Raw genomic sequence first — 14525 nt, 5'->3', positions numbered from 1 at the left:
GATATGCCCATGTCCCATGCCGATTTCGTTCACCTGCGTGTCCATTCCGCCTATTCCCTCAGCCAGGGGGCCATCCGCGTGCCCGAACTGGTGGCGCTGGCCCACGACATGCACATGCCCGCCGTCGCCATTACCGATACGGGCAACATGTTTGGCGCGCTGGAATTCTCGCAATATTGCGGGAAAAAGGGCGTGCAGCCCATTATCGGCTGCCAGATCGGCCTGCCGTCGCGCAGCGACAAGCCAGGCAGCCCGGCCGAACCCGTGGTGCTGCTGGCGCGCAATGCGGAAGGGCTGGCCAATTTGCAGTTCCTGTCCTCGGCGGGGTTCCTGCAGCATGAAACGGATGAACCGACCGTTACCCTTGATATGCTGTGCGAACGCGCGGGCGGCCTGTTCCTGCTGACGGGCGGCAGCCGGGGACCATTGTTCCATATGCTGGCCGAAGGGCAGGAGAAGGAGGCCGCGCGCCTCATGGACCGGCTGCACGAAGCCTATGGCAGCCACATGGCGGTGGAACTGCACCGTCATGGGCAGGCGGCGGAACGCGCGGTGGAGCCGGGCATGATCGCCATGGCCGACCGCATGGGCCTGCCGCTGGTGGCGACCAATGAATGTTTCTTTCCCAGGCCGGACATGTACGAGGCGCATGATGCGCTGCTGTGCATCGCGCAGGGCCGCACCATGGCCGAACGCGATCGCTGGCGGGTCACGCCCGAACACTGGTTCAAGCCGCCGGAGGTCATGCGCGAACTGTTCGCCGACCTGCCCGAAGCCTGCGACAATACGCTGGACATCGCGCGCTGCTGCGCCATTGCGGTGGAAACGCGCAAGCCCCTGCTGCCGGTCTGCCCGAAGGTGGAAGAAGGCCAGACCGAGGAACAGACATTGCGGCACATGGCCGTTACCGGCCTGAAAAACCGCCTGTCGCGCATGACTGTCGATGACGATATGCGGACGAAATACGAGGAACGCCTAGCGTTCGAACTCGACATCATCGCCCAGATGGGGTTCCCCGGTTATTTCATGATCGTGGCCGACTTCATCCAGTGGGCCAAGGCGCATGACATACCCGTGGGGCCGGGACGTGGTTCGGGTGCGGGGTCGCTGGCGGCATGGGCGCTGACCATTACCGATATCGACCCCATTCCCTTCAACCTGCTGTTCGAGCGGTTCCTGAACCCCGAACGCGTGTCGATGCCTGACTTCGATATCGATTTCTGTCAGGACCGGCGGGACGAGGTGATCCGTTACGTCCGTAACGAATACGGTCCCGACCGCGTGGCCCAGATCATCACGTTCGGTAAGCTGCAGGCGCGCGCCGCGGTGCGCGACGTGGGGCGCGTGCTGGGCCTGCCATTCGGCATGGTCAACCGCGTGGCGGAACTGATCCCCAACAATCCTGCGCAGCCGGTGACACTGAAACAGGCGATCGAGGGGGAGCCGCGCCTGCAGGAAATGCGCGACGAGGACGAAGCCATCGCCCGCCTGCTGGAAATCGGCCAGCAGCTGGAAGGCCTGTTCCGCCATGCCAGTACGCATGCGGCGGGCGTGGTGATTGGCGACCGCGAACTGGTGGAACTGGTGCCGCTGTACCGTGATCCCAAGAGCGACATGCTGGTCACGCAGTACAACATGAAGTTCGTGGAGCAGGCGGGGCTGGTCAAATTCGATTTCCTCGGCCTGACCACGCTGACCATCCTGCAGCGCGCGGTGCAGTTCCTGCACGGCATGGGGATCGAGGTCGACCTGTCGGCCCTGCCGCTGGATGACGGACTGACCTATGACATGCTGGCGCGCGGCGATACGGGCGGCGTGTTCCAGTTCGAAGGCGCGGGCATGCGCGACGTGCTCAAGCAGATGCGCCCGACCCGGCTGGAAGACCTGATCGCCGCCGTGGCGCTGTACCGTCCCGGGCCGATGGCCAACATCCCCGATTACTGCAGGCGCAAGCACGGTGAGCCGTGGGAGCCGCCGCACGAGGAAATCCGCGATATCCTGGAAGAGACCTACGGCATCATGGTCTATCAGGAACAGGTCATGCAGATCGCCCAGAAGATGGCGGGCTACAGCCTGGGCGGGGCGGACCTGCTGCGGCGCGCCATGGGCAAGAAGATCCGCGCGGAAATGGACCGCCAGCGCGTGATCTTTACCGAAGGGGCGATGAAGCGCGGCATTGAAAAGGAAAAGGCCGCCGAGGTGTTCGACCTCATGGCCAAGTTCGCCGATTACGGGTTCAACAAATCCCATGCCGCCGCCTACGCGCTGGTGTCGTACCAGACGGCGTGGATGAAGGCGAACCATCCCGTCGCCTTCATCGCCGCGTGCATGTCGCTTGCGCGTGAAAAGACCGACAAGCTGGCGGGCCTGCGGCAGGAAGCCGACCGGCTGGGCATTCCCATCCTGCCGCCCGACATCAATGCATCCGGCGCGGATTTCACGGTGGAAAAGCTGCCCGATGGCAAGGGCTATGGCATCCGCTACGCGCTGGCCGCGGTCAAGAAGGTGGGGCTGAGCGCCATGCAGTCGCTGGTGGCGGTGCGCGGCGACAGGCCCTTTACCGACCTTGAGGATCTGGCCGCCCGCCTGGATCCCCGGCAGGTCAACAAGATGCAGCTGGAAAACCTGGCCCGCGCGGGGGCGTTCGACACCATCCTGCCCAACCGCGCGCAGGCCTGCGGGGGGGCTGAAACCGTCATGCGGCGCGCGCAGGCCAATGCGCAGGAAGCCGCCAGCGGGCAGATCGGTCTGTTTGGCGGTGGTGGCGACCTACCCGCCCAGCGTGAGCCGCTGCGCCTGCCGCGCTGCGCCGACTGGCCTGAATTCGAACGGCTGAACATGGAAGCCGACGCCATCGGCTTCCACCTGACGGGACACCCGCTGGATTCCTATGGCCCGCTCATGCGCAGGCTGGGGGCGGTCAGGGCCACGGGGCTGGAGGCGGCGGCACAGGCGGGCATTGGCCGCGTCAAGATCGCTGGCTGCGTGGTGGACCGCAAGGAACGCCCCACCCGCACGGGGAACAAGATGGCGTGGGTGCGGCTGTCCGATGCATCGGGCGGGTGTGAGATCACCTTCTTTTCCGAAGTGCTGTCGCGGTCGCGCGAAATCCTGGTGGCGGGCAATGCCGTGGTGGTGACGGCGGATCTGAAGCTGGATGGTGAGGCGTTGCGCATCACGGCGTCCGACGTGATGGAACTGGAACAGGCGGCGGCGGAAGCCGCGGCTGAACTGCGTATCTGGTTTGACCGGGCGGATGCGCTGGAACCGATCCGTGACGTGCTGCAGGGCAATGGCAACGGGCGGGGACGGGTGATCCTGCTGCCATCGGTCGCGGAAACGCGCGATGTTGAACTGACGCTGGCCGAACGTTATCGCGTGACCCCGCGTGTGGCGCAGATGATCAAGGCCATCGAGGGCGTGGGCAAGGTGGAACAGTTCTGACCCCATGCCCCGGCGGGCCGGGACCGTCATGAACCTTGCATGTGCCGGGCCGGGGTGCCATACGCAACCCCTGTCAGTTTTTTTCATTGTCCCTGTCGACGCAATGCCGGATACAGAATGGACCAGACCAATCCCGTCACCCCCCTGTCGCATCAGCATGTCACCTTTCCAGACGGATTGCAGCTGGACTGTGGCTTCCACCTTGCCCCGGTGGATGTGGCGTACCGCACCTATGGCACCCTGTCGCCCGCGCGTGACAACGCGATCCTTGTCTGCCATGCGCTGACGGGCGACCAGTACGTGGCCGATCCCCATCCCCTGACCGGCAAGCCCGGATGGTGGGGGCGCATGGTGGGGCCGGGGCTGCCGATCGATACCGACCGTTTCTTCGTCATCTGCGTCAATGTGCTGGGCGGGTGCATGGGCACGACCGGCCCGCGCAGCCTGCGGGTGCGCGAAGACGGAACGGAGGAGCCGTGGGGCACCGATTTCCCCGCCATCACCATCCGTGACATGGTGCGCGCGCAGCATCTGCTGGTCGAACATATGGGTATCACGCGCCTGCTGGCGGTGGTGGGCGGGTCCATGGGCGGCATGCAGGTGCTGGAATGGTGCGCGACCTATCCGGAACAGGTGTTCGCGGCCATGCCGATCGCGACATCGCCCTTCCATTCCGCGCAGAACATCGCCTTCAACGAAGTCAGCCGCCAGGCCATATTCGCCGACCCGCAATGGCATGGCGGACGGTACTGGGAATGTAACGAGATCCCGGCCCGTGGCCTGGCGGTCGCGCGCATGATGGCGCACATCACCTACCTGTCCGAAGCGGCGCTGACGCGCAAATTCGGCCGCCGCGTGCGCACGACGCCCGGGCGTGGGGCCACAGGGGGGCCGGGCTCGCTGTTTGGCGAGATGTTCGAGGTGGAAAGCTACCTGCGCCACCAGGGATCGACCTTCGTGCGGCGGTTTGACGCCAATTCCTACCTGACGATCACGCGCGCGATGGATTACTTCGACCTGGGCGCCGAACATGATGGCGACATGTCACGCCCGTTCCGGGGCACGCCCACGCGGTTCTGCATCATCTCGTTTTCGTCGGACTGGCTGTTCCCCACGTCACAGGCGCGGCTTCTGGCGCGTGCGCTCAACCAGGTCGCGGCAAACGTATCCTTTGTCGAGATCGACAGTGACAAGGGTCATGATGCCTTCCTGCTGGATGAACCTGATTTCGACCGGACCATCCGCGGCTTCCTGTGCGGGGCGGCGGAACATGCGGGGATTGGCTGACCATGCGGCTTGACCAGCGCCTGATCGCGGGCATGATCCGTCCCCGGACCCGCGTACTGGATGTGGGCAGCGGCGATGGCGCGCTGCTGGATTACCTGTTCCGCAACAGCGGGTGTGACGCGCGCGGGATCGAGATCGACATGCGCGAGGTCACCCGTTCCGTCGCCCACGGCCTGCCGGTCATGCATGGGGACGCGGACCATGATCTGGTCCATTATCCCGACAATGCGTTCGATTACGTGGTGCTGCAGCGCACCCTGCAGGCGGTCGAGCGCCCGCGTGAGGTGCTGCGCCAGATGCTGCGCATCGGTCGGTACGCCATCGTGTCATTTCCCAATTTCGGCCACTGGCGGCTGCGCATGCAGCTTCTGCTGCGCGGGCGCATGCCCATGACCAGCGTGTGGAGCACGCCGTGGTACGACACGCCCAACATCCACCCGTGCACGATCCTCGACTTTTTGACGCTGTGTCGCGATGAGGGCTATGTTGTCCAGCAGTGGATGGCTGTGGATGAAGACGGCGAGCGCGCACCATGGCGGCGTTCGATCCGGCTGGCCAACCTGTTCGGGGAACAGGCGCTGTTCCTGTTGCGACGCAAGGACGCCCCCCGTTAACAAAGTCGCCATGGTGGGGAGATGTGACATTGGATACTCTTGAGGCCATCCAGACCCGGCGCGCCATACGGGCCTATGACCCGGATCACGCGATCAGCCCGGCCGAACTGCATGACCTGCTTGCGGCCGCGCGCCGCGCGCCTTCGGCATTCAATATCCAGCACTGCCGTTTCGTGGTGGTACGGGACCCGGCCCTGCGCCGTGAACTGCGCAAGGTGGCGTGGGACCAGCCGGACGTGACCGACGCCTCCGTCCTGATCGTGATCTGTGCCGACCGTGATGCGTGGAAGAAAGACCCGGCCCGCTATTTCAATGGTGCGCCCGATGACGTGAAGCAGCGCATGGCGGAGATGATCCGCGGCTATTACGAAGGCCGCGAATGGGTCCAGCAGGATGAGACCATGCGCAGCGCGGGCCTTGCGGCCCAGACGCTCATGCTGGCCGCCACCGCCATGGGCTATCAGTCCTGCCCCATGGACGGGTTCGATTATGATGCGGTGGGCCGCCTGATCAACCTGCCGGCGGACCATGTGGTGGCGATGTTTGTCGTCATCGGCAAGGGGACGGAACAGGCCGCGCCGCGCGTGGGCAAGCTGCCTGATGATGAAGTCATCCTGACCGACCGTTTTCCCCCGTCCTGAACCGGGGTCGCCCGCGACGGGCGGGCATATGGGGAGGGACCGCATGAAAAAAGCTTGCGGTCCACCCCGTAACAATATACAGCCTCAGGCTTGGGAACGGACCGCGCCTGTTCCTTGTGCTGGTTTGATTGCACGTGTCCTTGACGCGGGGGACACGAACAGAAGCAGACTGGACCGGCCTTTATTCCTTACATGATATCCTTGCGACGACAGACCGAGTGCCCCCGTGCATATAAGGGCCGGTGTCGGGTATGTCTGTCAGTTCGCCATCCGGGCATGCAGGTTCCTGCACGCCCCACGGCCCTGTTTTTTCGCGCCAGGAGGCGCCATTCATGACAACGTTTGCCGATCTTCATCTTGCAGAGCCGCTGTTGCGGGCACTGGACGAGGAAGGCTACGCCACGCCCACCCCCATTCAGGCCGGCGCCATTCCCTACCTGCTGGAAGGGCGCGACCTGCTGGGTCTGGCACAGACCGGAACGGGCAAGACCGCGGCCTTCGCGCTGCCGATCCTTGACCGTCTTTTCCGTGAAAAGGGCCGTGCGCACCCCAAGGGCGCACGCGCGCTGGTGCTGGCACCGACCCGCGAACTGGCATCCCAGATCGGGGAAAGCTTCGCATCCTATGCCCGCCACATGCGCTTCAGCCACGCTGTCGTGTTTGGTGGCGTGGGGCAGGGACGCCAGATCGAGGCCCTGCGCCGTGGCGTGGACGTGCTGGTCGCGGCCCCCGGCCGCCTGCTGGACCTGATGGGGCAGGGGCATGTCGACCTGTCCGGGCTTGAGGTCCTGGTGCTGGACGAAGCCGACCGGATGCTGGACATGGGCTTCGTGCGCGATATCCGCAAGATTGTCGCGGCATTGCCAACCGACAGGCAGACGCTGCTGTTTTCGGCCACCATGCCCAAGACCATTTCGGACCTGGCGCATGGCCTGCTGCGTGACCCTGCCACCGTGCAGGTCACGCCGCCGTCCAGCACGGTGGACCGCATCCGCCAGGCCGTGATGTTTGTCGATACCGGTAACAAGCGCGAGGCGCTGAAGCTGCTGGTGGATTCGCCCAAGGTCGAACGCGCCGTGGTGTTCACGCTGATGAAGCATGAAGCCAACAAGGTCGCGGCCTTCCTGAGCGAACACGGCATCACGGCTGAAGCCATTCACGGCAACAAGTCGCAGGGCGCGCGTGAACGCGCCATGTCGGGTTTCCGTTCCGGCAACGTGAAGGTGCTGGTGGCGACTGACATCGCGGCCCGTGGCATTGACGTGGACGACGTGACCCACGTGTTCAACTACGACCTGCCCAACGTGCCCGAAAGCTATGTTCACCGCATTGGCCGCACGGCGCGCGCCGGGCGTGAAGGCTGGGCCGTGTCCCTGTGTGATGCGGAACAGCGGGCATGGCTGCGCGATATTGAAAAGAATATCGGCAAGAAGATCCCGGTCGTGTCCGAACACCCGTACCATTCGGAAGCCGCCGAGAATTCCACCATGCGCCCGCCCGTGCTGGGTGGCGGTGGTCGCGGTCGTGGGGGCGGCGGTGGCCGGTCCGGCGGCGGGCGTCCCGGTGGCGGTGGTCGCCCGGCCGGTGGCGGTCGTCCGCCCGGTGGTGGCCGTGGCGGTCGCCCCGGTGGCGGTGGCCGTTCCGGCGGCGCAGGTCGCCGCGCGGTCTGACACCACGCGTGTAACAGGATGAACAAGGCACCCGGTCCGATGGATCGGGTGCCTTTTTTTGTCTGTCACGATTGCCGGTTCATATGTAAAACAGGATGCGTTATTTAATAAATTACAGGATATGATTTATGATGTGAGCCGTATTCATGATTTGTGACCAGGGAATATTGTGCCCGGGGCGCGGGGTTTATTTTTCTGGCCAATATTCAAAAATGAATCCATATCCCACATAATGCCTTGCGGTCCCGATGGCACGTCATTTAATGTTCGTTTCCATTAAGGAAATCACAGGAAAGAGATACCTTTTAAGCAGAACTTTTTGCCATAAGGAACAGATCGTGCGCTGGCGCAGGGCGCGATAATGGTCCGTAAAATGTCCTGGCGCGTCTGTTGCATGCATGCGTATCAGCAGGTTTTTATTCAGGTCGGTCTGGTTGTAAAATATGCTAAGGGAATGGTGGCTGAAGTGGGGCGGTGATGCGTCCATGGCCACGCCGCGTAGGATGAAGTGGCTTGTCTGCTTCCTGCTGGTGGGTGGGGCGTTTCTCTGTCTGTCTGTTGGCGACATTACCCTTGCGCCCTCGCAACAGGCCTACATTTCCATAGGCACGATCAGCCTGTTCTTCTTCCTTAACCGCAGGAAGGGGCGGCACGTCACCTGCATCCTCATGATGCTGTCGCTGTTCGTGTCCTTCCGTTACCTGATCTGGCGACTGGGCAGCACGGTGCAGTTCACCGGACTGCTGCAGATTATCATGTCGGTTTCCCTGCTGCTGGCAGAGGGATATGCCCTGTCCACCCTGTGCCTGAGCTATTTTCAGATGTCATGGCCCCTGGGCCGCAAGCCGCACAACCTGCCCGACAACCCCGATGACTGGCCGGTGGTGGATGTCTATGTCCCGTCCTATAACGAGGATCTTGAACTGGTGCGTTCGACCGTGCTGGGGGCGCTGGACCTGCACTGGCCCGCGGACAAGCTGAATGTCTATATCCTGGATGACGGGCGGCGGAAGTCCTTTTACGATTTCGCAAAGGAATCCGGCGCGGGCTACATCATCCGTTCCGAGAACAACCACGCCAAGGCCGGCAACCTCAATCACGCGATGAAGATCACCAGGGGGGAGTTCGTGGTCATTTTCGACTGTGACCACGTGCCCACCCGGTCCTTCCTGCTCAAGACCATTGGCTGGATGGTGGCTGATCCCAAGCTGGCGCTGCTGCAGACGCCGCACCATTTCTATTCCCCCGATCCGTTCCAGCGCAACCTTGCCGCGGGCTATGACGTGCCTCCCGAAGGCAACATGTTCTACGGGCTGGTGCAGGATGGCAATGATTTCTGGGATGCGACGTTCTTCTGCGGTTCCTGTGCCGCCATCCGCCGTTCGGCGCTGCTGAGTGTTGGCGGGTTCGCGACCGAAACGGTTACGGAAGATGCCCATACCGCGCTGAAGATGCAGCGCAAGGGATGGGGGACGGCCTATCTGCGCCAGCCACTCGCCGGTGGGCTGGCCACCGAACGGCTGATCCTGCATATCGGGCAGCGCGTGCGCTGGGCGCGTGGCATGCTGCAGATCATGCGGCTGGACAATCCCATGCTGGGCGGTGGCCTGCGGTGGGAACAGCGGCTGTGCTACCTGTCGGCCATGTCGCATTTCCTGTTTGCCATCCCGCGGGTGATCTTCCTTGTCTCTCCGCTGGGGTTCCTGTTTTTCGGGCAGAACATCATCGCCGCATCCCCCTTTGCCATCATGGTCTATGCGCTGCCGCATATCTTCCATTCCATCATGACCCTGTCCCGGATCGAGGGGCGGTGGCGCTATTCCTTCTGGAGCGAGATCTACGAGACCTCGCTCGCGCTGTTTCTCATCCGCATCACCATCGTCACCCTGCTGCAGCCGCACAAGGGCAAGTTCAACGTGACGGACAAGGGGGGGCTTCTGGCGCGGGGGTATTTCGATTTCAGCGCGGTGTATCCCAACGTCATCATGGCGCTGGTCCTGTTCGCGGGGATGGTGCGCGGCATACTGGGCATGATTTTCCAGTACCACCAGAAACTGGCGTTCCAGTCCTTCGTGCTCAATACGCTGTGGATCACCATCAGCCTGATCGTGGTGCTGGCATCCATCGCGGTGGGGCGCGAGACGCGGCAGATCCGGCACAAGCCCCGCGTGCGGGTCAAGCTGCCGGTCGAGGTCTGCTTCGCCGATGGCGCGTCATATCATGCCCACACGACGGATATTTCGCTGGGTGGGGCGGGGGTGACCCTCAACCTGCCCATGCAGCTTGAAACCCCGATGGACATCGTCCTGCAGTACAGCAAGCCCGATGACGGGATCAGGGTGGCCGTGCCCGCCACCATTCTCGGGCAGCGTGGTTCATGGCTGCATCTGCAATGGAAAAATGAAACGCTGGAGCAGGAACGCCAGATTGTCAGCTTTGTGTTCGGTCGAAGCGATGCATGGCATAACTGGGCCGATTTCAAGGATGACCGGCCGTTGAACAGCATATATCAGGTCATAAAAAGCCATAGGCGGCCTTCTGTCCCCGCCTTACCTGTGGGATCTCAGCCCGGCGCAGGAATCTGAAGAAAGTGATGAAAGCGTGCACAAGGAAGAAACGCTGGAAAAAAAGAGCCTTGTGGTGCCGCCTGTCCATCGGGGCATTGGCTATGGCGTGACCATGATGGCGGCAGGCATGGGCATGCTGCTGTCGGTAATGATGCCCGCACGGGCGCAGGAACCCGTCTCCCCCCCGCCCGTGCCGCCGGCAGTCGCGGCACCTGTCGCCACGCCGCCCGCATCCCCCCCGGTTTACAGCACGACGGGCGTGTCGCGCCTGACCCCGCTGGGGGATACCAACAGCGGTGATATCCCGCCCGTGGGCAGCCTGCCGGACCCGAGACTGGCGGACCGGGTGGCGGATACCGAAATCACGCGCACCATTCCGTTTCATGACCTTGGCCTTGAAAACGGTCCCCTGACCCTGCGGGGCTTCTCCCCATTGCAGGGCATCGACGTGGTGGTGCCGGCCAACCGCGTGGTGACCCATGCAACGCTGAAACTGTCCGGGGCGATTTCGCCATCGTTGCTGCCCGAAGCCACGGCGCTGACCGTCACCCTGAATGAACAGTATGTCGGCACGATCCGCATCGATCCCACGCATCCGACCTTCGGTCCGATGGAAATCGCGGTTGATCCGCTTTATTTCACGGGTGACAACAAGCTCAATTTCCATTTTGCCGGTGAATACAGGCGTGACTGCAACGACCTGTACAATGACGTGCTGTGGGCCCAGATATCGGATCAGTCCAGCATTACCCTGACCACGGCGCGGATCGTGCCGGAACGTGACCTGAGCCGGTTGCCGGTACCCTTTTTCGATCCCAACCTGAAGGTGGCCATGCGGGTGCCGGTGGTCATGCCCGCCGCAGCGCCGGGGGAGGACATCATGCGCGCGGGGGGGCTTGTCGCGTCATGGTTTGGCAAGCTGGCTGACTCGCGGCAACTGTCCTTTCCCGTGTCGCGCAGCATGCCGGCATCCGGCAATGCCATTGAAATCGGGCAGAACATTCCCGTTGATGATCAGGGACACATGCCCGCTGGCCCGACGCTGCTGGAAATCGCCAACCCCAATGACAGATGGGGCACCGTCCTGGTCATAACCGGGCGCACGCCGCACGATGTCGAGGTCGCGGCCCGCGCGCTGGTGTTTTCGCCCGATACGCTGGGCAACATGTCGTCCGCCGTGGTGCAGGATGTTACCCTGCGCCCCCGCGTCCCGTATGATGCGCCAGCCTTCATCCCGACGGACCGCCCGGTGCGCTTTGGTGAACTGGTGACGGCGGGCGACCTGCAGGCTGGCGGCTTCGCGCCCGGTACGCTGCATGTGCCGTTTCACCTGCCGCCCGACCTGTATACGTGGCACGGCCTGCCTTTCCTGATGGATCTGTGGGTGCGTACGCCGGATAACCCGGTTGTGGATATCAGCGCGTCCCGTCTGGATGTCAGTCTCAATAACTCCTACCTGCAAAGCTATTCGCTGCTGGGCAACAGCCTGTGGCGCATGTGGTCGGAACGGATGGTCACCCAGCATGCAGGCGCGGTGGGGCATGTCACGGCGCTGCCGTCATGGCTTCTGTTCGGGCAGAATGACCTGCAGTTCAACTTTGATACCCGCCCGGTGGACCGGGGGGCCTGCCGGCGTACGCCCGATAACCTGCGTCTTGGGATTGATTCGGATTCCGTGCTGGATTTCCGGCGTGGCGTGCATTTCGCGACCCTGCCCAACCTGTCCTATTTTTCCGAAATCGGGTTTCCGTTTTCCCGCATGGCCGACCTTGGGGAAACCACGGTGGTCCTGCCGCCCACGCCGGATACCGATACGATCGGGGCCTATCTTGACCTGATGGGCTTCATGGGGTCGGTGACATGGTATCCCGCCGCAGGGGTGCATCTTGCCACGACGACGGATATCGCGCGGAACCCGCCTTCCGGCGATATCATCCTGCTGGCCCCGGTGGGGCAGATGGGACCGGCGGCGTCCCTGCTGTCGCGTTCGGCATACCAGATTGACGACGGCTATATCCATGTCGGTCAGGATATGGGGCTGCAGGGTATCTGGTACATGTTCCAGGACCGTGATGGCAGCGGACTGCGCAACGGGGTGACCGCCAACCTGAATGCCCCGGTGCGCAATGCCGCCATGATGATCGGGGCAGAATCCCCCTATGCCAGCCATCGTTCGATGCTGGCGCTGCTGGGGGATGATGGCGCGCATATCCATGACCTGATCACCAGCCTGCATGACCGCAAGGCCCTGTCCAGCCTGCAGGGCGACCTGGTGCTGAAGAACGGCGACAGATTCACGACCTATCGCACATCGCCCACCTATACGGTGGGCAGGCTGCCGCTGTGGATGTGGGTGGACTGGTTCCTGTCGCGTCACCCGATCCTGATGTACCTGTGTGGCGTGGCGGGTGCGATCATGCTGGGGACTGGCGCATGGCTGTGGCTACGGGCCCGGGCGCGCCGCCGGGTACGTGAACAGGCCGAGGCCGATGAAGCGGCACGCATGGCTGGACATGCGCCGGAAGACTGATCGGGCAGGGCGCGGGCGGTCCATGTGCCTGCGCCCGTGTCGTCCGCGGCCTGTGGCGCGGGTCATGGGCCGATGCGGGGACGGTTGATCCATGGTTGCGGGGCGCGCAGGAAAGCGAAGGGATCTGCCACCCGTATGATGGAAAAGCCCATTCCTGTATGGAATGCCACCATCGTCATTCCATCATTCGATGGATGCGCGACCTTATGATGGCATCGAATTTTCAGGGAATGTTGTGGCGGAGAGGGTGGGATTCGAACCCACGGTACGCTCACACGCACGGCGGTTTTCAAGACCGCTGCCTTCAACCGCTCGGCCACCTCTCCATATCGTCTGTTTAGCTAGGTCTGCCGCCGCCGTCTAGATGTTACCACGCACAAAAACCGCTGCATTCATGTGGTTACTGTGCCGTCTTTTGTGCCGACATGCATTACTCGGTCTAGTTCATCCGCCGTCAGGGCCGACAGGTAGATTTCAGTTGTCTTGACCGATGTGTGTCCCAGATGGCGGCTCAGACGGTAGATATCCCCGCCTGCCTTGAGCCAACGGATAGCGAAGGCGTGGCGGAGATCATGGATACGAAAGCGGGTGAAGAAGATGCTCTCGGCTTCGCATCGCGCCATCACCCGGCGCATGACCTGTCCATAGTTTGAGGCCGCATTTCGATAAGGCTTTCCATGCCGGTTCGGGAACAGGCAACCGGTACGGGGTGCTTGTTCCAGCAACGCGGTTGCGTCTCCACCTGGCGTGACCCATGCGATCGTGCGTGGCCGACTCGTCTTGGTGCGGAGCAGTCGGATCTGTTGGCGTTCATGGTCCACGTTGTCTCCCGTCAGGCTGACAGCTTCGTTTTCCCGCATGCCCGTCTGTTCCAGAAGATCGAGAATCGCGGCCATGCCGGGTGGACAGGCGGCTTTGACCCGTGCCACCGAATCGGGGCAGGGCGGTGTGATCGGATCGCGCCGTTCGCGGATGATCGTGCGGTCAAAGGAAAGGGCAGGGTTGCTGGTGATCCAGCCCCGTGCCACGCAGGTCGACAGCAGGCGGGACAGGGCGGTCAGGTCCCGGCGAATCGTAGCATTGGTTACGCTGCCTGACCGGCTGGATACGAAATTGGAAATCAGGCGCGTGGTGATGTCACGCACACGAACGCCCTTGAATGTATCTTCCAGACTGCGGATGGAGATGGTGTAGCGCCGCATGGTCTGGGGCTTGACCGAGGTTGCCAGCACTTCGGTAATCCAGCGGATGACGGCTTCTTCAAAAAGCTAGTCGCTGTCGCCTATTACGGCCTCGCGCTCGAGTTCTGTTTTCCACTGCTTGAGCCTGCGCTGTTGATTTTCACTGAGAACTGACCCGGGTAGGGCGGAAATTTTCATCGAGATTTGACCCATGCCTTCACACTCCCCGGCAGCATCTGCTGGGAGTTTGAGGAGTGATTGACATGGAGCTTCTGAGTGTGATCCGTCGGTGGCACTGCCGGGATCATCTTCCGATCCGCGAGATCGAACGCCGGACGGGACTGTCACGCAATACGATCCGGAAATATCTCCGGGCACAGAGTATTGAACCGCGGTTCCAGGTACCCGAACGTCCCAGCCGACCGGACCCGTTTGCTGACAGGCTGAGGGGATGGCTGGTCCTGGAAGCCGCCCGATCCCGCAAGAACCGGCGTACGGCGCGACGACTGCATGAAGACCTTGTGGCGCTGGGTTATGATGGGTCCTACGGACGGGTGGCCGCTTTCATCCGGCAGTGGAAACACGAACAGC

At 62.8% G+C, this 14525-nt stretch carries 6 protein-coding genes, 1 tRNA gene and 3 pseudogenes; 7 read left to right on the top strand and 3 right to left on the bottom strand.

The window, feature by feature from the left end; all coding sequences use genetic code 11:
• The first annotated feature begins 9 nt into the window (after nucleotides 1–9).
• From dnaE to bcsA, 6 genes and pseudogenes are all read left to right on the top strand, one after another.
• A complete protein-coding gene (gene dnaE / locus GEU01_RS12135; RefSeq protein ID WP_026018706.1) occupies nucleotides 10–3444 on the top strand; it encodes a DNA polymerase III subunit alpha in 3435 nt (1144 codons plus the stop codon).
• A 117-nt stretch (nucleotides 3445–3561) separates the two neighbouring features.
• Nucleotides 3562–4731, top strand: coding sequence for a homoserine O-acetyltransferase MetX (metX, locus tag GEU01_RS12130; protein ID WP_010506334.1), 1170 nt, complete (start codon nucleotides 3562–3564; stop codon nucleotides 4729–4731).
• Between the two features lie 2 nt (nucleotides 4732–4733).
• Nucleotides 4734–5345: a methionine biosynthesis protein MetW gene (metW, locus tag GEU01_RS12125; protein WP_010506332.1), complete on the top strand. Its 612-nt coding sequence runs from the start codon at nucleotides 4734–4736 to the stop codon at nucleotides 5343–5345.
• 29 nt (nucleotides 5346–5374) lie between these two features.
• Entirely contained in the window at nucleotides 5375–5986 is a 612-nt protein-coding gene (locus GEU01_RS12120) for a nitroreductase family protein (protein WP_010506330.1), read from the top strand.
• 332 nt (nucleotides 5987–6318) lie between these two features.
• Nucleotides 6319–7656 (top strand): DEAD/DEAH box helicase, encoded by a 1338-nt coding sequence (locus GEU01_RS12115; protein ID WP_010506328.1) that lies wholly within the window; start codon nucleotides 6319–6321, stop codon nucleotides 7654–7656.
• A 503-nt stretch (nucleotides 7657–8159) separates the two neighbouring features.
• Nucleotides 8160–12753, top strand: a pseudogene (gene bcsA, locus GEU01_RS22690) (UDP-forming cellulose synthase catalytic subunit).
• A gap of 236 nt (nucleotides 12754–12989) precedes the next feature.
• On the opposite strand, the gene GEU01_RS12100 reads toward bcsA, so the two are convergent.
• From GEU01_RS12100 to GEU01_RS27320, 3 genes and pseudogenes are all read right to left on the bottom strand, one after another.
• A tRNA-Ser gene (locus tag GEU01_RS12100) sits at nucleotides 12990–13079 on the bottom strand.
• 66 nt (nucleotides 13080–13145) lie between these two features.
• Nucleotides 13146–13781 carry a tyrosine-type recombinase/integrase gene (locus tag GEU01_RS27325; RefSeq protein ID WP_265000642.1) on the bottom strand — a complete coding sequence of 212 codons (636 nt, stop codon included), beginning with the start codon at nucleotides 13779–13781 and terminating at the stop codon, nucleotides 13146–13148.
• Nucleotides 13764–14006: pseudogene (locus tag GEU01_RS27320) on the bottom strand (tyrosine-type recombinase/integrase); the annotation flags it as partial. The pseudogene GEU01_RS27320 and the gene GEU01_RS27325, both read right to left, overlap by 18 nt.
• Before the next feature lie 191 nt (nucleotides 14007–14197).
• Here GEU01_RS27320 and GEU01_RS22685 point away from each other — a divergent pair.
• A pseudogene (locus tag GEU01_RS22685) lies at nucleotides 14198–14525 on the top strand (IS21 family transposase); the annotation flags it as partial.

This window comes from Komagataeibacter europaeus LMG 18890, assembly GCF_000285295.1.
In the GTDB taxonomy this organism is placed as follows: domain Bacteria; phylum Pseudomonadota; class Alphaproteobacteria; order Acetobacterales; family Acetobacteraceae; genus Komagataeibacter; species Komagataeibacter europaeus.
The sequence above is the reverse complement of the archived record's forward strand: the minus strand, read 5'-3'. Positions and strand labels throughout refer to the sequence as shown.

Coding starts and splice junctions, on each gene's coding strand:
- metX (WP_010506334.1), top strand. CDS start 3,562: ATGGACCAGACCAATCCCGTCACCCCCCTGTCGCATCAGCATGTCACC.
- metW (WP_010506332.1), top strand. CDS start 4,734: ATGCGGCTTGACCAGCGCCTGATCGCGGGCATGATCCGTCCCCGGACC.
- GEU01_RS12115 (WP_010506328.1), top strand. CDS start 6,319: ATGACAACGTTTGCCGATCTTCATCTTGCAGAGCCGCTGTTGCGGGCA.
- dnaE (WP_026018706.1), top strand. CDS start 10: ATGTCCCATGCCGATTTCGTTCACCTGCGTGTCCATTCCGCCTATTCC.